We start from the raw sequence: 23,093 nt of genomic DNA, 5'->3' as shown, positions 1-23,093 counted from the left end.
CTGCCAAAGTTATCATGGCTGAATCTATGACAAAGGCCAGGGGCGCCACAGATATCAGAAAAGGCAATGCTGTTTCCTTTGCCGCCCCGCATTTTCAGCTTACCTTGAGTAGGTAAAAGTAACTGCGTTTTCGGGCCCATTTCTGGATACGAAGCCAAAAACAGAATCTATGAAAAAATACTATTGGGGCATTTGTGTGCTTTTGCTGTACGCAGGAACCGCCTTTGGCCAGATTACCGGCACGGTGGTGGACAAAGTCACCGGCAAACCGGTGGCCTATGCCAATATCTGGTTGGAGAACGAAGACGTAGGCGTGACCTCTACAGAAGCGGGGGCTTTCTCTCTCGGGGATAAGGCGACGGCGGGCAAGGTGCTGGTGGTTTCCTGTTTGGGGTACGAACGGGGCCGTTTCAATATCACATCTGGGCCAATGGTGCTCCACTTGCAACCGTCTGCGGTGGCGTTGTAGGAAGTGGTGGTCAAGAAAAGCAAAAGGCGGAAGAAGCTGGTGCTCCATAACCTGAAGAAAGCGAAAGTCTCCCACAGCTTCGGGACTCACGGAGGGCCCTGGATTGTGGCTGATTTCCTGCCCTACAACCAGAGTTTTGACGCAACACCTTATCTGGAGGAGATTGCCTTCTCCACTTCCAGTGACATACCAAATGCCCGGTTCCACATCAGGCTTTTTGAGGTGAACCAGAACGGGGAACCCGGCAAAGACCTGACACCTGCTCCGCTGGTGGCCTTCGCGCCGAAGGGTGTGTATAAAACCATTACGCTGGATGTAAGCCAATACAACCTGCAAGTGCCTAGCACAGGCATGTTCATTGCGTTTGAATGGCTGGTAATTGAGGAGAACAAGCACGCGTTCACCTATGTGGAGAAAGAGACCAAGAAAGAAGTAAACGCCATTTCGTTTGAGCCCGCCATCAATTCACGAGGCTTTAAATCAGGGAAAGAACTTACCTGGACCTACCGGAAAGGCAAATGGTCTGACAAAGGAATGAATGGGAAAGGTGTGAAAGGCACTATTTTCCAAGTCACGCTCAGTAATTGAAACTCGGATTTCCCGTTTTCGGGCTCAATTCTGGAAACGGAGCCGAAAACAAAAATAACTCAACACCCTCTTTGTCATCCTGAAAGGACCTTGTGGGCAAGCTAGTAAAGCGTTTAATCTATACTTTACCGTTCATGCCAAGGCTCTTTCAAAACGACAAAAAAAGATAAACGCTAATAATCTCAATCTCCATTCTCAGATAATATTTTCCGTTTTCGGGCTCATTTCTGGAAACGAAGCCAAAAACAGAAACTATAAAAAAAGGCCGGGCCGATTTCAAGGTATGAAATCGGCCCGGCCTTTTTTGGTCAAACAGGAAATTCTATCTGCCCGTGGAAGAAGTAGAAGTAGCGGCTGGCTTAGCCGTTTTCGCTTTCTCCATAGCGTCATAGACTACCTGCATTACCTTGGTGCGGGTGTTCAGTTTGCCCAGCGTAGAACTCTCGCGGGTAGGGTGCACACGGTTAGACAAGAAGATGTAGACCAGATCATTCACCGGGTCAATCCAGCTGTAAATGCCCGTGAAACCCGTATGCCCGAAGCTCTCTGCCGGAGCGCTTCTGGCTGCGTTCCCGTTCTCGGTGCCGGGTTTAGACGGACGGTCGAAGCCCAGGGCGCGGTAGTTGTCTGGGCAGAACTGACATTTGCTGAACGTGCTCACGGTTTTGTCTGCAATAATGCGTTTGTTGGCGTACTCGCCGTCGTTCAAATACATTTGCATCACCTTGGCCAGGTCATTCGCGTTCCCGAACAGACCCGCGTGGCCGCTCACGCCGCCCAGCATGGCCGCGCCTTCATCATGCACAGTGCCGTGCAGCAGTTGCTTTCTGAACAGCGTGTCTACCTCGGTGGGCACAATTCTGCTCAGCGGGTATTTTTTGTACGGGTTGAACGTGAGCGTAGTGGCGCCCAGCGGCCCGAAGATGTTTTTCTGGAGGTACGTCTCAAAGTCTTCGCCGGTAATCTGTTTCACCACCAACGGTGCCAGAATATAAGACAAATCACTGTACACGTACCCCGGCTTGTCGTTCAGCGGCGATTCTTTGATTTGCTTGTACACCTCAGCCATGTAGTCTTTGTGCATGTACAGGTTCTTGGCCACTTTGTGCGGGAATTTGGCCGAGGAATCTGGGCTGAAGGTGTTTTTCTTGAACTCGCCTTTCTTGTTCACGGTCTCTTTCCAGAACGGAATCCATGATTTCAGGCGGGCCTGGTGCGTGAGAATGTCGCGGTACTTCAGGTTTTCTTTGTTGGAGCCCTTCATCATGGGAATGTACTCGCCCATGGTTTTGTCCACGTCAAACCTTCCTTCGCCGCTCAATTTCATGTACGCCGACATGGCCGCCGTAATCTTGGTCACCGACGCCAAATCATACAAATCTGTGTTTGTCACCGGCGTCTGGTTTTCATAGGTATGGTACCCAAACGATTTCTGGTAAATCACCTTTCCGCCCTTCGCTACCAGCACTTGCGCGCCCGGCGTAGCTTTCTGCTGAATGGCCTGGTTCACCAGAGAATCAATACCGATTAAATCTTTTGAGTTCAAACCAACAGCCTCCGGCACGGTGTAAGCAAAGCGCAAACCAGCTTGGGTGGTCAGGCCGTCATTAATTCTAAAGGCGCTGGAGACGTTCACCGGCAACTTGCCTTTGGCGCCAATTCCGCCAAAAATCAACTGCGAGGCGGCGTCTTGGGTCAGTTCATTCTCTTGGTAGGTGGCAATCACGCCGTGGGCTTTCTCAATGTCCTCAAAGCGGGTGAGGCTGTACACGTTACCAAACACACTCACCACCGTAGGTTTCGTTCTAATTAAGTCTTTCAGGAACAGGTTCATCTCGGCGGTAATGCCAAACGTGCCGCTGCCCGAAGCCTTCAACTGCAGTTTGTGCACACCCACTATCACCATGTTGTAGCCCTGCAGACGCTCTTTCAACAACTGCAACTCCGCAATGCTGCTGGTAGGCGACAGGAAGAAGTTGTCCACTTTGCCGTAGCGCGCCAGGCCTTTCTGAAAATCGGTTTCCAGGTGCGTACCCATGGCCAAGGCGGCGATTTTGAGGGTGTCTAAGGTCTTGATAGGCAGGATGTTGTTTTTGTTGCGCAGCAAGGTCAACGACGCCTCGGTTAACTGACGGTTGATGAAGTCTGCGGTAGGGTTGTTGAGGTCTTTGATCAGGTTGGCAGTCTCAATGGGCTCAAACTTGTCAAGGCCGGCCCAGTGCTTGGCGGCCAGCACTTTGCGCACGCGGCTGTCAACTTCCTCCTGCGTGATTTCTTTGTTCTTGATGGCTTTTAAAACCTCTGAAATGGTGGTTTTTACGTCCATGGTGTTCAGGAGCATGTCATTGCCGGCCAAAAGCGCTTTCACATCGGCAATGCCGGCGGGGTAGAATTTGGCCACACCCTGCATGTTCAGCGCATCTGTGAAGACCAGTCCTTTGAAGCCCATTTCCTGCTTAAGCAAGCTCCAGACAATGGGTTTTGAAAGGGTAGAGGCCAAGTCTTTGGTATTGTCCAGCACCGGAATGTTCATGTGCGCCACCATTAAACTGCCCAGACCGTTTTTCATCAACTCCCTGAACGGGTACAACTCCACAGAGTCAAGGCGCTGCTTGGAGAAATGGAGCACCGGCAAACCGTAATGCGAATCTACGTTGGTGTCGCCGTGGCCGGGGAAGTGCTTGGCGTTGGCCAGAATCTTGTTGTCCTGCATGCCTTTCACGTAGGCCATGGCCTTGCGGGCCACATTGTGTTTGTCTTCGCCGAAGGAGCGGAACCCGATCACGGGGTTGTTGGCGTTGTTGTTCACGTCAATCACCGGCGCAAAGTTCACATGAATGCCCATGCGGCGACACTGACGCGCAATTTCGGCACCCATGTCATAGATCAGGCTCTCGTTTTCAATGCCGCCCAGCGCCATCTGGTACGGGAACCGCGTGGTGCTGTCCAAACGCATGGCCAAGCCCCACTCGCCGTCAATGGAAATCATTAAGGGAACTTTGCTTTCTTGCTGGTAGCGGTTGGTCATGTGCGCCTGCCGCACTGGTCCGCCCTGAAAGAAAATCAAGCCGCCCACTTTGTAAGTAGTGATTAACTTGCTGATGGAGTCTACGTGCGCCTGGTTTTTATTGGAGTACACCGGAATCATGATCAGCTGCGCGATGCGCTCCTCCACAGAAAGCGTCTTAAACACCGAGTCCACCCAGTTTTTGCTGGCGGGGTTCAAAAACGGCGGGTCTGTCTTGGCGTTGAAGGCCGCTGCCGCTGGTTTTTTGGCCGTGGCGGCGGTAGTTTTCTTGGCAGGAGCTTTCTTTTTAGTCTGCGCCGCAACAGGCAACGTGCCGCAGAAGCAGAGCAGTAGAAAAGCGAAGGATAAGCGTCTCAGGTTTTTCAAGATTGTCAGGTAATTAGTGTTCAAGGTTAAGTGTGCGTTTTGGGCTTCATTTCTGTAAATGAAGCCCAAAACGGGAATTCGTGTTCTACTTTTTCGTCCCCCTTTGAAGGGGGTAGGGGGATGATTACTCGTGCTGATAAAAAAATGTGGTAGTGGTTTACAATGTATGATGCTTTGATTTTTGGTTGTTTCGGTAGTTGAACATTAGGTTTAAGCTCGCATCATGGTTCTCCTTTTTCTTGGAGAAGCAGGTCGTTTTCCTGACCAGCCTCCTGTTCCTGGCCCTGAGGCAGGTATTTACCCCTTCTATATTTTTTGTGTAAGCCTTGCCCACCTTGTGTTTCTCTGTAGGTATCACCTGGGCGAAGGCTCTCCAATGGTCGGTGCAGTATTCTCCAATGTGTGCTTTCTCCAGCTTCTTGAGCAGCTTCCTCACAGTTGCTGCGCTCCTGGGGCCGCAACTGTAAGCCAAAACCTCATCCGTCTCGGGGCAGTAGGCATACAAAAGCCAGTACTTCCCTTTCCTGCGCCTGCCCACGTAGCTCCAGACCTCGTCTATCTGCACCGACTCGTAGCAGCGCCGCGCCGGTGCGATGCTGAGTCGGCTGCCTTGCCGGCACAGGTTGTCCAGTATGCACTTGCGGCTCACCCCCAGCAGCGCCTCTATGTCGCGGATGCCGTTGTTGCGCTCCAAAAGCCGCACCATTAGCTGCTTTGTGGCCGGATCGGCGCCTTTGTACTGGTACGTGGCCTGGAACTGCTTTCTGCAGCTGTGGCATAGCAGGTTCTGGGCACCGTTCTTTTTCTTTCCGTTTTTTACTACCTTACTGCTCTGGCAGTGGGGACAGTTTATTTTGATGAGGACTTCGAACATTCCATCATCTTAAACAACTCACTGTCAGCTTTTATCCCATCATACTTTCTAAACCACTACCAAAAATGTATGGCTCAGCTTATGGTTTGTTTCATAGTCAACGTCCGTAACTCTTTTGCCGTTCCTTGTCATCCCCCAACCCCCTGCAAAGGGGGACGAAAACGTGCCCTTACACCACCGCGCCACTCAATAAACGAATGGTACCGGCGGTTGCGTCTATTTCTGCTTCCGCGCCTACGGGTACGGTGAATTTATGTGTGATGTGGCCAATCATGGCGCCGGAATACACGGGCACTTTCAAGGACTGCAAATGCTGTTCCAAGACTTCTTCCAGCGTGAGCGAGCCGTAGCCGCCGCTGCCGGGGTTGCAGTCTGAGCATTTTCCGAACACCACGCCTTTCACCTGATCCAGCACGCCGGCCAGTTTCAATTGCGTGAGCATGCGGTCTACCTTGTACACGTTCTCATTGGTGTCTTCCAGGAATAAAATGGCGTCTTTCCAGTTGGGCAAATAATCTGACCCGATGATGGCGGTGAGCACCGTTAAATTGCCGCCCACCAGTTTTCCGCGCGCGGTGCCGGGCGTGATGGTGGTGATGCGGTCTTTGGTAAGGGCCAGGTTGTCGCCTAGCTCTTTGGGGTTCTGGAACGTAACTGGGGCGGCGTCAAACAAGACCTGCTTGAAAGAATCTACTGAGAATTTATTCCAGGTGGCCGCGCCTACGGGGCCATGAAAGGTGACCAAGCCGGTTTTGGCGTAAATGGCCACCAACAGCGCGGTAATGTCTGAGTAGCCAATCAGCGGCTTCGGGTTTTTCTGGATGGTTTTGTAGTCCAGCAAAGGCAATAATCGGGCACAGCCCCAGCCACCGTGAATGGCCAGAATGGCCTGTACGCCTTTGTCTGCGAACATGCTGTTCACGTCTTCGGCGCGGGCCTGGTCTGTGCCGGCCAGATACCCGAAGCGGTCAAACACGTGTTTCCCCAGCTTCACTTTCAGGCCCAGCGCTTCCAGGCTTTCCTTGGTCACCTGCACGGTTTCTTTGCTGAACGCCGCGCCGGCCGGACAAATCAAGCCTACTGTGTCGCCGGGTTTAATGCGAGGCGGAAGCAAAGTTTTGGGCTGCTTGTCCACTGCCAGGCTCGGACTGAACCCCAAAAGCGGAAGTACAGCCGCGGCCAGGGAAAGAGATGCCAATACGTCGCGCCGGGAACGGAAAACCATGGTAACTAGGGTTGAGGAAGAACCAGATTCAGAAACAAAGCCTAAATTACAGACTTTGCCGGGGATAGCCTGAATTTTTGCCGAATATTTATTACAAAGGCATGGCTTGTTCTTAAAAAAAATTAAATTTCAGGATGAAGGGGGGAGTGCGGGGCGAATAATTTTATCCTGCTTTCATTTTGTCTTCGGGCCTTACCTCCTGTATCATCCTGAAAGGAACTTGTGGGCGAACTAAGAAAGCATTTAGTAAGCGCCCTTGCAGCTGGCCACCGAGATCCTTACAGGATGACAAAGAAGAAAGCATCTTTGAAAGACTTTGCTCAAAACTTTGGGTAGCTTTTCCCGCCCAAGCCTTCAAGATTACCAGAAAATTCAGCTATTTACGCGTTCCAAACTACACCAAACATGCAAACCATCCTTTTAAAACCCTTCCGGCTGTTGCCCTTGCTCACTGTGTTGTTGCTGGCCGGTTGTACCACCACTAAAAATACGCCTATGTCAGTGGCAGTTACTCCGCCGCCGCCGCCGGCGTATGGCCCCGAGGTCATCAAACAGCGCATTCTGGAGTCTGAGAAGCTGAACAACCGGTTTATTGGCTTCGTGTTGTATGACCCCGCGCTGGGCAAGGCGGTGGTGGAGCATAACGCTGACAAATATTTTGTGCCGGCCTCCAACACCAAACTGTTCACGTATTACGCTTGCATCAAGATGCTGGGTGATTCTATTCCGGCGCTCAAGTACGTGGTGCGCGGCGACTCGCTGATTTTCTGGGGAACTGGTGATCCTACCTTCACGCACATGGATTTGAAGAACTCGCTGGCCTATGACTTCCTCAAAAACCGAAAAGAAAAACTGTTTTACGTGGAGACGCCCATGACCAGCACGCCTTTCGCCAATAACTGGGGTTGGGACGATTATAATTATTATTATCAGCCAGAGCGCAGCGTGTTCCCCATCCATGGCAACATTGTGAAGTTCGCGCGCACCGGTAGAACCAGCACGCCGGTGCCGTCTAACAATGGGTCAGTGTGGGTGAACGTAAATCATGGAAATTCTTTCTCCACCACACCCGCCATCTTCAAGGCCGGCATCAAGACAGATACCACGCGTGCCGCGCACGGTGATTCCTTTGTGCGGGCCTGGCGTACCAACGAGCTGACGTTTTTCCCCAAACTGGCGAACCCCAATTTCTCGGTGGAAGTGCCGTTCATTCCTTCGCCAGACATGACGGTGAGATTGCTGGCCGATACGCTTAAAAAGAAAGTGACTTTGCTCAAGCGCCCTATGCCCAAAGGCGGCACCACGTTTTACGGCCTGCCAAGTGACAGCGTGTACAAGCGAATGCTGCAAGTGAGTGACAACCTCTTTGCCGAACAATTGATGGTGCTCTGCTCCGGAACGCTCTCAGATACTTTGAGCGTGGAGCGCGCGATTAAGCACGTGGTGAAAAATTACCTCTCAGATTTGCCAGATGCGCCGGTGTGGGTAGACGGTTCTGGGTTGTCTAGCATGAACATGTTCACGCCGCGCACCATTATTGCCCTGTTGCAGAAACTGCAGCAGGAACGCCCCACCGACCAACTTTTGCCCATGATGGCCACCGGCGGAAGACCCGGCACGTTTAGGAACATTTACAAAGCGGAGCCGCCGTACGTCTTCGGGAAGTCCGGGACGCTGGCGCATGTGCACAACCAAAGCGGCTACATCAAAACCAAAAGCGGCAAGCTGCTGCTCTTCAGTTTCATGAACAACAACTTCAAAGGCAGCTCCACAGACATCAGAAACGAGATGGTGCGCATCATGACCGAAGTGCACGAGAAGTATTGATTTCCGTATTCGGGCTCGTTTTGGGAAATGAGCCCGAAAATAGGGGAGTTTATGGAGTTTTGAACTGGATCAGGGCGATAATATGCGATTTAAAGGCTGGGCTTTACCTATTTTACTTCCCTTGCTGCTAGTAGCACCTTTGGGGTATTTTATATTGCAGCTTGGCCCATTCAATTTTATTCCGTTCGCACTGCATCAGGCAATTTTCAGGAATACCTTAATAGAAGAAGGAAAGTTTATCATCGTTTTTGATTTACTTTTTATAACTGGGATATATTTATTTTTTAGCCGAATGGTTATGAAAAGACTGAACGATTAATATTAACATAAATCTGGATACCGTAGATTAATAAGCCAAAGTCCAATTCCCGTTTTTGGCTTCATTTCCTGAAATGAGCCCGAAAACAGGGTGTTCAATTCCGCTTACTCCACTACTACCAACCGGAAAGAAACACTTTTCTGAGAAGTAGAAGCAGTCAAGAAATATAAGCCTGCCGGAAATGTCTCCGTGCTGAAATGACCATCTGCATTCACTGTTGGCATTGTTAAACTTCGGCCCAAAGCATCTGTCAAAATCACTTTTCCCCCAACTGCTTTCCCCAAGAACACAGGCTGCCCGCGTTTCACAGGGTTGGGGTATAGACTGGGTTTTTCATCTTCCAAGGCGTCTGTCGCAGACATGACCACCGGCGGGAATTTGACGCGAAGCAGGTTGTTCAACTCCGGATTAGTGGACGTGTCATCATACCCCAGGGCCCAGATGCCAATGCCCGCCAGGTTTTTCTGGTTCACCAAATCATACTTCAGCCCGAGGCTCTGCGCATCATCATAAAAGGTCTGGAACCATTGGCCGTTTTGCTGGTAGACATAGTAAGGCGTGTCGCCTTCTGGGTTCCAGTGGCGGGTGTAGTTGTTGGCGGCTAGTTCAGCTTTGGCTGCGGCGTAGGTTCTGGAGGCAGATGGCGCATTGGCATTCTGCGTGGCCGAAGGAACGGTGGCGCTGGCGGTGGCCCATCTTCGGCCGTAGTAAGGCAAACCCAAGAATAATTTTTCAGTGGGCACGCCTTTGTTCAGGTACCAGTTTACAGAATAGGTGAGATTGAGCGTGGGTCCCCAAAAGGCCCAGGAACTGGGTTTTAGGGGCGCGTTGGGGCCGGCTTTGTCTGCCCCGCCATAGTAGTAACCATAACCCATAATCAGGAAATCATCCACTTGGGTCATCTGTGCTACCATAAATACTTCTATCCATTGAATAGCGGGCAAGGCAATAGAGACGCGGGAGCCCGGAATCTCTGTATGGAAACGAGCGCCCAACTGGTTCATGAACTTGGTGAGGCTGTCGCGTTGGGCTACAGCTACGCCTTCAAAATCAATGTTGACACCATTGGCGTTGCGGGCTTTTACTAAGGTAATGAGTTGGTTGATGAGGTTCGCTTTGGCGGCGGGGCTGTTAAGCAAGGTTGCGTTGTTGGCGTTGTCAAAGTTGGTGACGGTGAGCACTACTTTGGTGCCCGCCTGCTGAGCGATGGTCACCAAGTCTGTGGTAAGCCAACTATGGATGGTTTTGTAGCCGCCCGTGGCCGGATTCACTTCATAAGAGAAATACGCAATGGTGTGGAGGTTTGAATAATCATAAGCCCTATAATTAGTGCCTAGCCAAGACGGGTGCCACCCAAATACTTTCTTACCCAGCGGTGCTTTGTCTGCCCGACGATTGTTTTGAGTTGGCAATGGTTTTGGTTTTCGGCCGAAGGCTTGGTCATATTCAGCGTCTGTCTTGAAATTTAAATGCTGGTAGTGGGCCGCGTCTTCTGCGTGCACAAACTGACCATTAGCCGCTAGTTGGCCCAATCCGAAAAAGCAGAACAAAAGAACCAGGTTTTTCATAAAGCATGGACTACTAGTTTTTCGTTTTTGGCTCCGTTTTCAGGAATGAGCCCGAAAACAGAAAGCACCAGAAATGAAAAAGCCTGTACCGGTTAAGATGCAGGCCTTTTCTGGGAAATGTATAAATCAATCAACTACTACAACTCTGTGGGTGGTGCTGCCTTTGGCGGTGGTGGCGGTCAAGAAATAAACCCCAGACGCCAGGCCCTGGGTGCTGAACGTGCCCTGTGCGCTCAACACGGGTTGTGGGTAATTACGGCCCATGGCATCACGCAAAGCCAAAGCCACCGGAACGCCGCTCAGTTTCCTGCTCAGGGCTACATCTTGGCCACGCTTTACCGGGTTAGGATAGGTCATGCTGCCTTCGGCGTCTAGTTCATCTGCCGCAGACAAAGGCGCCGGTGGGAATTTCTCGCGCAACACGGCGTTCAACTCAGGGTTCTCAGCCATTTTATCATGGCCCAACGCCCAAATGCCTATGCCGGCCAAGCCCTTCTGGTTCACCAGGTCATATTTCAGACCTAAGCTTTCTGGGTCATCATAAAATACTTGGTACCATTGTCCACTGCTGCTTTGATAGGTGTAGTAGGGAACATCGCCTTGAGTGCTCCATTGGCGGCCATAACGCTCTGCCTCAACTTTGGCGGTGGCATATGCTTTGGAAATGGAGGCCGCTACTTTGTTTCTAGTGGAGTCTGGAACGGTGCCGCTTTTGGTAGCCCATTGACGACCATAATACGGTACTGCTAAATGAAGCTTGTTAGCGGGTACGCCTCTGCCCAAATACCAGTTCACAGAGTACGTGGAATTGAGCGTGGAGCCCCAGTAGGCACTATTGCTGGCTTTCAATGGTGCCACTGGTCCAGACTTCAATGAACCAGAGTAATGGTAATCATACCCCATGATGTAGAAGTCATCTACCTGGGTCATCTGGCGCACCATGAACACCTCGGTCCACTGAATGGCGGGCAAGGCAATAGACACCAGGGAACCAGGGATCTCCGCATGGAACCGGTCAGACAGTTCGTTCATGAACTTGGTCAGGCTGTCGCGCTGGGCCACGCCCACGGTTTCAAAGTCAATGTTCACGCCATCGCCGTTGCGGGCTTTCACCACGGTAATGAGGTTGTTGATGAGGTTTTTCTTGGCGGCGGGGCTGTTGAGGAGCGTGGCGTTGTTGGCGTTGCCAAAATTGGTGACCGTTAAGACCACTTTTACGCCGGCGGCGTGGGCCGCGGCAATCAAACCAGTAGTATTCCAAGTTCTGGTGGTGATGGCGCCGCCCGTGCTGGGGTTTACCTCATAAGAGAAATAGGCAATGGTGTGGAAGTTGCTGAAGTCATATGTGGTGTATTCTTCGGCATTCCAGTACGGGTACCACCCCAGCACCCTTTTAGAAAGCGGTTGGGCGGTGGTGGTGCGTTGGCTTTTTTGGGTAGCGCTGGCTTTGCGCATTTTCTCCATGTCATGGCCCAAGGCCTTGCCATACTCGGCATCCGTTTTAAAATCTTCCAAATGCTGGTAACGCGCGGCTTCCTCCTGATGAGTAGACTGGGCTTGGGCAGCCGGTGCGGCCATGCCTAAAAGCAGTAAGGCAGATAAAAAAGGGGGGAGAAATCTTTTCATGATATGGCAATGGGTTCTTGCTGAGAAACCTAATTTTTGACAAATTATTAAAAAAAATTAAGAACCCAAGCAAGAACCGTAATATTTATTGATAAAGAGCCGCCGAGCGCAGGTCCAGCAGGGTAGCCTGTGGTGGAACTCGCTTGGCACGCAGAAAGCGCTTAAGCTCAGGTTCATCAAAATTAGGGGAAGCGGGGTCCATGCTGCTGATGCGTACGCGGCCCGCCGAATGGATGAACTCATTGTTCCCAATCCACATGCCTACGTGCACCACCCGTTCTGGCCTGCCGTCTTTGGCTTTTGACCCGAAGAACAGCAAATCGCCGGGGCGCATGTTCTGGAAACCATTCTGGGTGTCAATAGGTTCACCCACGTGTACTTGCTGGCTGGCATCACGGGGCAAGACCAGGCCATTCATGAAATACACCGTCTTGGTGAAACCGCTGCAGTCCACGCCCTTGAATGAGGTTCCGCCCCAGAGGTAAGGCAATCCCATCAGTTTCTTAGACGTCTCCACCAGGTTTTGCTCCGTGGGTTGGCGCGTGGCGGCCCACTTGGCGTATTTTTCGGCTTCTGGCAGGGACACAAACGCGGTGCGGCCGTCTGGGAAACCTACTTCGTAGAACTCTTTGGTTTGGTTTTTCAGCACCATCACATCGCCGTACACCAGGTCAGAAACGGTGGCGCCGCCTTTGTCTGGAGCAGCGTAGGCAAAGCCGTAAGGCAAAGTGTAGAGCAGTTTTTCGCCCTTCTGCCAGGCAGCAAAAGCAGTGTTGTCCATCAATTTAATGCCACTACCATCTACCCAGGCCAAATAATGATCTGGGGTTTGCACCAGGTACCAGCCGCTTTTCTGTTTCCAGACTTTGAGCGGCGTGCCCATGGTGGCCTGCGTGGCCAGTTCTGCCGGGTGCTTGGGCTCAGAGCGCAAATTGGCCACTGAAAGCGTGACAACGGCGTTGGTCTTGTCTTTCAGATCAGCCAGGGGCAATACCTGAATGCTGTCCTGGAACGAGATGCCGGCAGCCGTAAGCTTGCTCAGCAACGCGGCCTTGGCGGCGGGCATATTGGTCTCGCCGGTGAGCACGGTGCCGTTGGTTTTCACGTCAAACAAGGCCACGCGCTTGTCTGGGGCAAACTGCTGGCGCACGGCGTCCACGTGGGACGTGAACGCTGAAACAGGCGCGGCCGTGGGGGCGGAGGAAATCTCTGGGGTTGGTTTGCTGCTGGAACAGGCCACCAGAAAACCCAACAGGAGTAGGAAGGGGCTTTTTTTCATGTGATTTTATCTGTGCGGCGAAAGATAGGGGGTTTTGTTGGTTATCTGAACAGTAAAACGGCCGGTCGCGTTCCCGGCGTATGCCAGCGCCAGGTGCGGGATCAACTTTTTCTTTTGCGTTTTCGGCCTCGTTTTCAGAAATGAGCCCCAAAACAAACTATTCACTTCCTTATCTTTGCCCAGCCACTTTTTTACGTTCCTATGCAAGCTCACCCCGAGGCCCTGTCGGTCTCTATCATAGATTACCAGCCCCAGCACGCCGCAGATTTCAAACGCCTGAACCAAGCCTGGATTGAGCGCTACTTTGAGATGGAAGAGCTGGACCACAAGTCGTTAGGTGACCCAGACGGTTACATCATGGCCAAGGGCGGCCACATTTTCATGGCCCAGTACCAGGGCGAGATAGTAGGCGCCTGCGCCCTGATCAAAGTCAACGACCACACCTATGAACTGGCAAAAATGGCCGTCACTGACAAAGCCCAGGGCCTGAAAATTGGCCGCCGCCTGGGCGAGGCTGCCATTGCCAAAGCCCGCGCCCTGGGCGCCACCACCCTTTTTCTGCTCTCTAACCGAAAACTGCAGACCGCGCTGCACCTGTACACCAAACTGGGCTTTGTGGAAGTGCCAGATGATTTCAAAGACTACAAGCGCGCCGATATTAAAATGGAGATGACGTTCTAAAAATGGTGCGTTTCCCTGAAGAGTTGGCCCGCGTTTCTGATTTTGCAACATGCCCAGTGCCATGCCATCAGGTGATTTTCCCAAGCAGTATCAGGGTTGCCAAATGTTCCGTTTTCGGGCTCATTTCTGAAAACGAGCCCGAAAACGGAATCTAACCAATCTTCCTTCCAGCCAACAAACCAGTACAACACCTTGCCTACTTATATGAAGTCTTTCCTTGTTTTTCTTATGTTCTGTTTGCCGCTGGCGGTGCTGGGGCAGCGCGCCACGGTGTTGGACAAAGCCAATCTGCAGCCGCTGGCGGGAGTACGGATAGTGCCCGTGCAAGGCGGTGGCGCCCAGTTGACCAACGCCCAGGGCCAGTTCAATTTTACAGATTTCAGAGCCACAGACAGCCTTCGGTTTGAGCGCACAGATTATCAGCCACGCACGCTTTCTCTGCAGCAAATCAAGAACGCACACTACCGAATCTTACTCACAGAACGAAGCTATTCTTTGAATGAAGTGGTGGTGTCTGCCAGTAAGTTTGAAGAGAACCGAGGTGATGTGCCCCAACAGATTCAGGTCTTGAAAGCCCGCGATCTGGCCTTCCAGAACAACCAGACCACCGCCGATGTGCTGCAGCAGACCGGCCAGATTCTGGTGCAGAAAAGCCAGGCCGGCGGCGGAAGCCCCATTTTGCGCGGTTTTGAAGCCAACAAGGTACTCATGGTGATAGACGGCGTGCGCTTGAACAATGCCATTTACCGCGGCGGCCACCTGCAGAACGTGATCACCGTTGACAATGCCGCGCTGGAGAAAGTAGAAGTAGTGTTTGGGCCGGGTTCTGTGGTGTATGGGTCAGATGCCCTGGGCGGCGTGGTGCATTTCTACACCAAAGAACCTAAACTGGCTGACAGTGCGGGCACCAAAGTAACGGGCACCGCCTTCACCCGCTACGCCACCGCCAACCAGGAGAAAACCGCCCACGTGAATGTGTCAGTAGGAGGCCAGAAATGGGGAAGTCTCACCAGCCTCACTTTCTCAGATTTCGGGGATTTGCGGCAGGGGGCCCAGCGCAATCCGTTTTACGGCAACTGGGGCCTGCGCCCGTTTTACGCCGAACGCCAGAACGGGCAAGACGTGCAAGTGCCCAACAACAACGTGAACGTGCAGAAGCAGAGCGGTTACCAACAATATGATCTGTTGCAGAAAGTGCTGTACCAGGCATCGGCCAATACTTCTCATGTGCTCAATCTGCAGTATTCCACGTCATCAGATATTCCCAGGTATGATCGCCTCACCGAAGTAGACGCGCAAGGCAAACTGAACCACGGGCAATGGTACTACGGGCCGCAGGAACGGTTGCTGGCGGCCTACACCTTCGCCACGCAGGGCAAAGGCTGGCTGGAGAACCTGCGCTTGACCGGCGCTTACCAGAACGTGAAAGAAAGTCGGCATAACAGAAGATTTGGCCGAAATGTGCTACAAAACAGATTGGAAGAAGTTGACGTCTTCACCTTGAACGCTGATGCCAGCCGCCTTTTGAATACACACGAACTGCGGTATGGCCTGGAGTTGGGCTACAACAAAGTAGGTTCCCGGGCTTATGGGTCAGATGTGAACACAGGGCAGGAAACGCCGCTGGACACGCGCTACCCCAGCGGCGGGTCACACATGCGCAACGCGGCAGCCTATTTTACGCATACCTGGGAAATTTCGCCCCGCTGGATTCTGTCTGACGGCATACGCATCAGCCGCGTGGAATTGAACGCCGATTTCACCGATAAAGCGTTTTTCCCGTTTCCGTTTGACGAAGTGAACCAGAAGAACACCGCCGTAAACGGAAACCTGGGGCTAATCTTTCAGCCGGGGCAAGACTGGCGCTTCGCGGCGGTGGCTTCCTCGGGGTTCAGGGCGCCTAACGTAGATGATCTGGGCAAAGTGTTTGAGTCGGTGGCGGGGCAGTTGATTGTGCCTAACCCAGATTTAAAGCCAGAATACACCTACAACGCGGAGCTCAGCCTTGGCAAAACCGTGGCGCAGAGCGTGCGGCTGGAAGGCGTTGGTTTCTACACCTGGTACCGTGATGCCATCACCACGCAACCTTTTCTGTACCAGGGGCAACCCCAGATTGACTACAATGGCCGCATCAGCCAGGTGACGGCCAACGTGAACGCGCGCCGCGCCTACGTGTACGGGTTCAGCGGGTCTATTGCCGCCGATATAAGCCAGGCTTTCCGGCTGACTTCCTCGTTGACGTACACCTACGGGCGCATCAAAGAGGCAACCGGTGAAATTCCGTTGGATCACATTCCGCCGGTGTTCGGAAAAACTAGTTTCTTTCTCACGCTGCCTAAGTTTCAGTCTGAGTTCTACGTGCAGTACAACGGCTGGAAACGCCTGAAAGACTACAACCCCGTGGGCGAAGATAACCTGCAGTACGCCACCCCGGAAGGCGTGCCCGCCTGGTACACGCTCAACCTGCGCGCCTCTTACCAGCTTCATCCACGGCTGCAAGTACAGGCTGGCCTGGAGAACATGCTGGACCAATTCTACCGCGTGTACGCCTCTGGCGTAAGCGCGCCCGGCCGTAATCTACTCTTGACCCTGCGCGGGAATTTCTAAGCTGTTTCTTTGGCTGCGCGATTCCGTTTTGGGGCTCATTTTCAGAAATGAGCCCCAAAACGGACATCGGTTTTTCTAGTCAGTTGGCAAGAACGATTATGCGCCTCGCCCGCGGACCCATTAAAATCGCTACACCTTTATTTATAATAGAACAGTCTTTCTATTTGGCAGAATCTAGCGGAACGGTCTTGGCTGGAGAGTGAAGTGGCTCCTGTCATTACCTGTAATTCTGGGTTGAATGGGCCCCGTTTCCGTTTTTGGCTCCGTTTCCAAAAATGAGCCCGAAAACGGAAAAATCAGAAAATGAAAGTGGGGAAAGGTCCGATTTCTAAGAGCGATAAATCCCTAAAGGCCAATAATTTTCAGGGAACCGGTCTTGAATCTCTATAAGTTTTTAACTTTTTTTTACAAAGGCTTTCAGCTTATAGAATAAAGTCCTATAATTATACAGCCAAATTCTTGCTGGTCAGGGCGCCTGCTTATCCCCCTAAGTAGCTGACTGGTTATGGCTGTTTTCCTTCGTCTTTTTTCTGATTGTTTACCTTCACATTACCTTAAGCGTATGCTAAAACTCTACAAAAACCCTTTTTCTGCTTCATCTGCTGGCATGTTGGGCAAGATGAAGAAACTTGTTCTGCCGTTCTCTTTTCTGCTGCTGGCAGGAGGCACCGCGGCAGGGCAGGCCGCTGACCACGTAGTTATCAGTGAAGTGGCTGGCGGCGGCGGCAACACCACCGCGCCGTACAACACAGACTATATTGAGCTGTACAACCCTACCGCGAATGATATTGTCATGACCAACTGGTCTGTGCAGTATGCGCCTAACACCGGCGAGACCTGGCAAGTGGCTACTTTCACCGGCACCATCAAAGCGCACAGCTTTTTCCTGATCTCTGGATTTACTGGCAACGGTGCTGCCCCACTGCCTTTTGCCGCAGACGCTACCTCTGGGCTTAGCATAGCTTCTTTGCAGGGCAAAGTGGTGTTGGTGAACAACAGTACCGCCGTTACGGGCGCTAACCCTACCAACGCTTCTATTATAGACAAAGTAGGCTGGGGCAGCGCGGCCACGGGTTCTGAAGGTTTTCCGGCCCCAACCTCTAACACAGCGTCTGCCGTTGAAAGAAAAGCTTTTGACTATTCTACAGATGTGAGCATGATGCCCGGCGGCGAGGACCACACTCAAGGAAACGGCCATGACAGTGACAGCAATGACAATGATTTTGTGATTGTGGCACCCAACCCACAGTACTCCGGCTCTCCTAAAGAGCAGCCAACAGTTACCTCCATCAGAGACGTTCTGGCTAAGTCAGGTTCCCTGAAGTCGGTGGAGCTGGCGGCTATTTACCCAAACCCTATGCAGGCCAATGGTACGGTTAAGTTTGGTTTGCCCAAAACGTCATCCGTGGATATTCTGGTGTTCACCTTGGGTGGCGCCAAAGTGCTGGAGAAACGCGTAGGCACCCTGCCGGCCGGTTACCATGAAACAGAGCTGCTGTCTGGCGCTTCTAAGAAGTTAACGGCGGGCACGTACATAGTGCGCGTGGTAGCGGGTGGTTCTTCGGCCACCGGTAAATTTGTAGTAACAGAGTAACCTCTTGCCCACAAGCGCGACTTTTTAACAGGTCGCGCTTGTGGTTTATAGGGCAGCCGCCCTTTTGTGAATGCTTTTTCTACCGTCATGAGGCGGTTTTTTCTTTCTTCTTCTTACCATCACACAAACAACAAATTCAGTTTTATGACAAAAAATTACTCTAGTTTTTCTCCGGGCAATTCCCCCACCAGGGCCTTGTCTAAGATGAAGGGCATTTTCTTGCTTTTCCTGTTCACCTGCCTGGCCTTTGGGTCAGCGCGTGCGCAAATAGCCAACAATGTGGTGATCAGTGAAGTATATGGCGGAGGCGGCAACGTAGGCGCTCCTTATTCCCATGATTTTATTGAGTTGTACAACCCTACTGCGGCAGATATTGTCATGACCAACTGGTCTGTACAATATGCGGGCGCAGATGGAACATCTTGGAGCAAGACCAATATTCCAGCTGGCACCATTAAGGCAAAAAGTTACTTTCTGGTGCGGGCTTCGTCTGGGAACGGTAACGTGGCCATTACCAATTTTGATGTTTCTGGCTCTTTGAGTCTTTCTGCGCTCAGAGGGAAAGTGGTACTCTCTAACAGTGATGTGCTACTCACAGGCGCAAACCCAACAGGTGCTGCCGTGGTAGACAAAGTGGGCTGGGGAACAGGTCCGCTCCCAACAGGGTATGAAGGTTCTGTGGGGCCGGCAACCACTACCACAAATTCAATTGAGAGAAAAGCGAATACCTATTCTACTTCAGCCTCAATGGCTGCGGGAGGGTCAGATGATACGCAAGGCAATGGATTTGACAGCAATGACAACGGCTTTGACTTCGTGAACTCAGCTGTCCCGGTTCCGCAGTATTCTGGCTCAGCCTCTGAAGCGCTTACCGTTACCGTACCGGCCACAGCTGCGCCAACTGTGCAAACCAGCACAGCTTCTAGTATAAGAGCCATAACTGCTACGGCCAACGGAAATGTAACGGCTAACGGAGGTTCAAAATTGACGGAGCGCGGGTTTGTGTACCTAGCCAGCACTACAGACGTAACTCCTACGCTGGAGACGGCAGGAGTTACCATTAAAAAATCGACGGCCTCTGCTACTGCTCCAATTCAAACGGGTGCTTTCTCAGAATCTTTGACCGGCTTACTAGACAATACCAACTACTACATCAGGTCATTCGCTACTAATGCAGCTGGTACTGCTTACGGAGAGGTGCAGCAGTTCACTACTATTGCTTCGTCACAGTTATCTGAGTTGTATATTTCTGCAGGTATGTTAGCGCCGGTTTTTTCGCCTGCTACTTTAGCATACACCGCTACGGTTGACAACAGCATTGCCTTTGTTGATGTGGTGCCTACTTTCGCCAACCCTGCTGCCACGGCTACTATCAATGGCGCAACCGTGACAAGCGGTAGCGGCGCCAACAACTTTCCATTGGCTGTAGGTGAAAATAGCATTGCCATTGTGGTGACTGCGCCAGATGGTATAGTTACTACTACCTATAATTTAACCATCACCAGAACAGCGGCACCTTCTACAATGGGCATGGCTGACCATTTGGTGATTAGTGAAATCTATGCAGGATCTGGTGAGTCTGGCCCTTACACGCATGACTTTGTGGAATTGTATAATCCTACAGATGCGCCAATCAGTGTGGGTGGTTGGTCTATGCAAGTAGCCAGTGCCACAGGCTCTACCTGGATTAAGACGGCCCTGCCTTCCAAAGTTATTCCAGCCAAAGGTTACTTCTTATTTCAAGGTGCCACTGTCACAGGTGCACCCGGTGTTGGCGTTGGCGTATTTGATGATAACCTGGGCACATTTGCTTTTGCCTCTAGTGGCGGTAAAATTGTTCTGGTTAACAATAACATCTTGCTGACGGTAGCTAACCCGGTTGGGCCACAAGTAGTGGACAAAATTGCCTGGGGAAATGCCACTACCGGTTTTGAAGGGGCTGCTGCTCCGGCATTCACGGCCACCTCTTCTCTTGAAAGAAAAGCAGTAGCAACCTCTACCGCCGCTACCATGGCCGCAGACGGAAGTGACGCTACCAGAGGAAACGGTTATGACAGCAATAACAACAGCTTTGACTTTGTGGTTTCTGCAACGCCAAGCATCCAGAATTTGGTTTCTCCGCTGGAAGGCGAGATTGCCCCAACCACTACCACTGCCGCTGCTACCGCCATTACACCTAACAGTGCGACCCTTAACGGAAACGTTACGGGTACCGGTGGCTCACCAGTGACAGAGCGTGGCTTTGTGTACATGGCCAGCACTACAGACGTAACCCCAGCTATTGGCATGGAAGGTGTAACCAAAGTTGCAAATGCCACTGCGGGAACGGGTGCATTCACTTCGGTGCTTACCTCTTTACCTGTAATGACCAAATATTATGCACGGGCGTATGCCATCAATTCTTATGGTACGTCATATGGCTCTGTAATTAGCTTTACTACGCCAGCTTCTGACAACGCTAATCTGTCAGGTTTAGTGACCAGCGAAGGTACGTTAACCCCAGCGTTTGATGCCGCTACCACCAGCTATACCTTGGCGGTAGCTAACGGTACTTCTAGCCTGACTCTAACCCCCACCGTAGCTGATGCCAATGCTACCGTTATGGTAAACGGAACAGCGGTGACCAGCGGAAGCGTTTCTTCTGCCATTGCCCTGAACGTAGGAGCCAACACCATCACCACCGTGGTAACTGCCCAGAACGGAACTACTGCTAAAACCTATACCATCACTGCCACCAGAGCCGCTTCTACCAATGCCAATCTTTCTGGCTTAGTGCTGAGCGCTGGTACGTTGTCACCAGTATTTGATGCGGGAACCTTGTCTTACAAAGCCATGGTTTCTTCTACTACTGAGTCTATCACTGTAACACCTGCCTTGGCAGATGCTTCTGCGGTTGTAACTGTGAACGGCGTGGCTGTGACCAGTGGAAGCGCTTCGGCGGCAATTCCGTTGAAAGTAGGGGACAATACCATTACAGCAGTGGTGACTGCCCAAGACGGTACAACTTCCAAGACGTATACCACAACCGTGAACAGAGCCATGACCAACCACTTGGTGATCAGTGAAGTGTACGGCGGTGCCGGTAACACTGGTGCTTTGTTTAAATCTGACTACATAGAACTTTACAACCCAACTGATCAAGACATTGTCATGAACAACTGGTCTGTGCAGTTTGCGGTGGCTGGATCAGCTACCTGGACCATGCACACCATCAGTGGAACGGTAAAAGCCAAAGGGTACTTCCTGGTCAAAGAACTGACCAGCTCAGGTGCTGCTGACCTTCCTACGCCAGATGCTTCTGGTACCTTGAACATTGGTGGGTTTAGAGGAAAAGTAGCCTTGTCAAACACTAATACCTTGCTGGCCGTTGCAAATCCTTCAGACGCTTCTATTGTTGACTTGTTAGGATGGGGTGAACCAAATGCTGCGGGCACTACTGCCGGAGCCAGCGGGTTTGAAGGCTACAGAGCCGCCAACACCAGTGAACTCACCGCGTTGGAAAGAAAGGCCAACAACTTCTCTACCACGGCAAGTTTGGCCACCGGCGGAGCAGATGAACTGCAAGGCAACGGGTTTGACAGCAACAACAATAATTTTGACTTTGTGTTGGTGACGCCAAATCCGCAGAACTCCAGCGCTCCGTTAGAAATGTTGACCAATGAACTGACTGCTCCGGTAGCGCCTGCCGTGACCACCACCGCGCCTGCTGCCATCACTAGTACTACCGCCACCTTGGCTGGAGAAGTGACCGCCGTTGGCGGAGCACAGGTAACAGAAAGAGGCGTGGTATATGTGGCCAGTGCCACAGCTGTAGAGCCTACCATTGGCACTGCCAATCACGTGAAAGTTGCGTCTACGGTGCCTGGTTTAGGAGTGTTCACCCTGCCAGTGACAGGCTTGAGCTTTAACACCAAATACTACGTGCGCGCCTATGCTACCAATGAAGTGGGTACTTCTTACGGTGCAGTACAGGAGTTTACGACTGCCGCCGCTTCTACCAACGCCAACTTGTCGGCGTTCACCATAAGCGCGGGCACATTGACCCCAGCGTTTGATGCCGCCACGGTTGCCTACACCGCCTCTTTGCCGTTTGCTACCTCGTCCATCACGGTGAGACCAACCGTAGCAGACGCCACCGCTACCGTAACCGTGAACGGAACTACCGTAGCTAGTGGAGCCGCTTCTTCGGCCATTGCCTTGAACGTGGGCGCTAATACCATCACTACCGTGGTAACAGCCCAGGATGGCACTACAGCCAAAACCTACACCGTAGTAGTGACCAGAGCTGCCGCTGCTACCAACGCCAACCTTGCTGGCCTGGCCTTGAGCGCCGGTACCTTAAGCCCCGCGTTTGATGCCGCTACCATGAGCTACACCGCCAACGTAGGTTTCTCCAGACCAACCATCACGGTAACGCCCACCACCGCAGATGCCACTGCCACCGTCATGGTGAACGGAACGGCCGTTGCCAGTGGTGCTGCCTCTCCTGAGATTGCCCTGGAAGTAGGAACCAACACCATTACCGTAGCCGTAATGGCCCAGGACGGAACCACCGCCAAGAGCTACAGCATTGTAGTGACTCGCGCTACCTTGACCTCTATTGGGGACTTGGCTGCCCAACCTACCAGCGTGGCCGTATCTGCCGTGTATCCTAACCCAGTACAAGACCAGGCCGCTGTGAAATTCGGGTTGCCGAAGGCTTCTTCTGTGAAGGTGCAGGTGGTGACCATGGCCGGTGCGCAGGTACTAGAGAAAAACTTGGGAACCTTTGCCGCCGGTACGCATGACGCCACTTGGTTGACTGCCGCCGATGCCTTGGCCCCAGGTGTGTACCTCCTGCGCGTGGTGACCAACAACGGTACCGCCTCTGTGAGATTCGTGGTGACCAGATAAGGAACAACCCAGGAGTGGCTCAGCCGCTTCTAATGCATACAAAAGCGCTTCGGTCTAAGACTGAAGCGCTTTTTTTATGTCTCGCTGTAAAGAGTTATGTGAATAATTTCGCTTAAGGCAATCAGTCAAATCCTGTTTTCGGGCTCATT

Annotated in this window: 13 protein-coding genes; 7 read left to right on the top strand and 6 right to left on the bottom strand. The window is 52.1% G+C overall.

Annotated elements, in window-relative coordinates; genetic code table 11:
• The first annotated feature begins 169 nt into the window (after positions 1-169).
• Both IMY23_RS12410 and IMY23_RS12405 read left to right on the top strand, forming a co-directional pair.
• Positions 170-469, top strand: coding sequence for a carboxypeptidase-like regulatory domain-containing protein (locus IMY23_RS12410; protein ID WP_192822392.1), 300 nt, complete (start codon positions 170-172; stop codon positions 467-469).
• Positions 470-508: 39 nt separating this feature from the next.
• Complete coding sequence (locus tag IMY23_RS12405) at positions 509-1,057, top strand: hypothetical protein (protein ID WP_192822391.1); 549 nt, start codon at positions 509-511, stop codon at positions 1,055-1,057.
• A gap of 322 nt (positions 1,058-1,379) precedes the next feature.
• Here the strand turns inward: IMY23_RS12405 and IMY23_RS12400 are convergent, their stop codons facing one another.
• The 3 genes from IMY23_RS12400 to IMY23_RS12390 all read right to left on the bottom strand — a co-directional run bounded on the left by IMY23_RS12400 (position 1,380) and on the right by IMY23_RS12390 (position 6,550).
• Positions 1,380-4,451 (bottom strand): glycoside hydrolase family 3 N-terminal domain-containing protein, encoded by a 3,072-nt coding sequence (locus tag IMY23_RS12400; protein ID WP_225986496.1) that lies wholly within the window; start codon positions 4,449-4,451, stop codon positions 1,380-1,382.
• A gap of 157 nt (positions 4,452-4,608) precedes the next feature.
• On the bottom strand, positions 4,609-5,325 hold the full coding sequence (locus IMY23_RS12395; RefSeq protein WP_192820093.1) for an IS1 family transposase: 717 nt from the start codon (positions 5,323-5,325) through the stop codon (positions 4,609-4,611).
• A 169-nt stretch (positions 5,326-5,494) separates the two neighbouring features.
• Entirely contained in the window at positions 5,495-6,550 is a 1,056-nt protein-coding gene (locus IMY23_RS12390) for an LD-carboxypeptidase (protein ID WP_192822390.1), read from the bottom strand.
• A gap of 405 nt (positions 6,551-6,955) precedes the next feature.
• Between IMY23_RS12390 and IMY23_RS12385 the strand changes: the two genes are divergently transcribed.
• Complete coding sequence (locus tag IMY23_RS12385) at positions 6,956-8,377, top strand: D-alanyl-D-alanine carboxypeptidase (RefSeq protein ID WP_192822389.1); 1,422 nt, start codon at positions 6,956-6,958, stop codon at positions 8,375-8,377.
• Between the two features lie 423 nt (positions 8,378-8,800).
• Here IMY23_RS12385 and IMY23_RS12380 read toward each other — a convergent pair whose 3' ends face one another.
• The 3 genes from IMY23_RS12380 to IMY23_RS12370 form a co-directional block, all read right to left on the bottom strand.
• Positions 8,801-10,264 carry a glycosyl hydrolase family 18 protein gene (locus IMY23_RS12380; RefSeq protein WP_192822388.1) on the bottom strand — a complete coding sequence of 488 codons (1,464 nt, stop codon included), beginning with the start codon at positions 10,262-10,264 and terminating at the stop codon, positions 8,801-8,803.
• Between the two features lie 126 nt (positions 10,265-10,390).
• Positions 10,391-11,890, bottom strand: a complete 1,500-nt coding sequence (locus tag IMY23_RS12375; protein WP_192822387.1) for a glycosyl hydrolase family 18 protein — start codon at positions 11,888-11,890, stop codon at positions 10,391-10,393.
• Positions 11,891-11,975: 85 nt separating this feature from the next.
• Positions 11,976-13,169 (bottom strand): SH3 domain-containing C40 family peptidase, encoded by a 1,194-nt coding sequence (locus tag IMY23_RS12370; protein ID WP_192822386.1) that lies wholly within the window; start codon positions 13,167-13,169, stop codon positions 11,976-11,978.
• Positions 13,170-13,370: 201 nt separating this feature from the next.
• On the opposite strand from IMY23_RS12370, the gene IMY23_RS12365 reads away from it, so the two are divergent.
• From IMY23_RS12365 to IMY23_RS12350, 4 genes are all read left to right on the top strand, one after another.
• A complete protein-coding gene (locus IMY23_RS12365; protein ID WP_192822385.1) occupies positions 13,371-13,850 on the top strand; it encodes a GNAT family N-acetyltransferase in 480 nt (159 codons plus the stop codon).
• 204 nt (positions 13,851-14,054) lie between these two features.
• Positions 14,055-16,457 carry a TonB-dependent receptor gene (locus IMY23_RS12360; protein WP_192822384.1) on the top strand — a complete coding sequence of 801 codons (2,403 nt, stop codon included), beginning with the start codon at positions 14,055-14,057 and terminating at the stop codon, positions 16,455-16,457.
• Positions 16,458-17,019: 562 nt separating this feature from the next.
• Positions 17,020-18,051 carry a lamin tail domain-containing protein gene (locus tag IMY23_RS12355; protein ID WP_192822383.1) on the top strand — a complete coding sequence of 344 codons (1,032 nt, stop codon included), beginning with the start codon at positions 17,020-17,022 and terminating at the stop codon, positions 18,049-18,051.
• A 144-nt stretch (positions 18,052-18,195) separates the two neighbouring features.
• Positions 18,196-22,944, top strand: a complete 4,749-nt coding sequence (locus IMY23_RS12350; protein ID WP_192822382.1) for a cadherin-like beta sandwich domain-containing protein — start codon at positions 18,196-18,198, stop codon at positions 22,942-22,944.
• Positions 22,945-23,093: the final 149 nt, after the last annotated feature.

Source organism: Rufibacter sp. LB8 (genome assembly GCF_014876185.1).
GTDB lineage: Bacteria > Bacteroidota > Bacteroidia > Cytophagales > Hymenobacteraceae > Nibribacter.
This window is presented reverse-complemented; position numbering and strand designations above follow the sequence as displayed.

Coding starts and splice junctions, on each gene's coding strand:
- IMY23_RS12410 (WP_192822392.1), top strand. CDS start 170: ATGAAAAAATACTATTGGGGCATTTGTGTGCTTTTGCTGTACGCAGGA.
- IMY23_RS12365 (WP_192822385.1), top strand. CDS start 13,371: ATGCAAGCTCACCCCGAGGCCCTGTCGGTCTCTATCATAGATTACCAG.
- IMY23_RS12380 (WP_192822388.1), bottom strand. CDS start 10,264: ATGAAAAACCTGGTTCTTTTGTTCTGCTTTTTCGGATTGGGCCAACTA.
- IMY23_RS12355 (WP_192822383.1), top strand. CDS start 17,020: ATGCTAAAACTCTACAAAAACCCTTTTTCTGCTTCATCTGCTGGCATG.
- IMY23_RS12385 (WP_192822389.1), top strand. CDS start 6,956: ATGCAAACCATCCTTTTAAAACCCTTCCGGCTGTTGCCCTTGCTCACT.
- IMY23_RS12390 (WP_192822390.1), bottom strand. CDS start 6,550: ATGGTTTTCCGTTCCCGGCGCGACGTATTGGCATCTCTTTCCCTGGCC.
- IMY23_RS12360 (WP_192822384.1), top strand. CDS start 14,055: ATGAAGTCTTTCCTTGTTTTTCTTATGTTCTGTTTGCCGCTGGCGGTG.
- IMY23_RS12375 (WP_192822387.1), bottom strand. CDS start 11,890: ATGAAAAGATTTCTCCCCCCTTTTTTATCTGCCTTACTGCTTTTAGGC.
- IMY23_RS12350 (WP_192822382.1), top strand. CDS start 18,196: ATGACAAAAAATTACTCTAGTTTTTCTCCGGGCAATTCCCCCACCAGG.
- IMY23_RS12395 (WP_192820093.1), bottom strand. CDS start 5,325: ATGTTCGAAGTCCTCATCAAAATAAACTGTCCCCACTGCCAGAGCAGT.
- IMY23_RS12370 (WP_192822386.1), bottom strand. CDS start 13,169: ATGAAAAAAAGCCCCTTCCTACTCCTGTTGGGTTTTCTGGTGGCCTGT.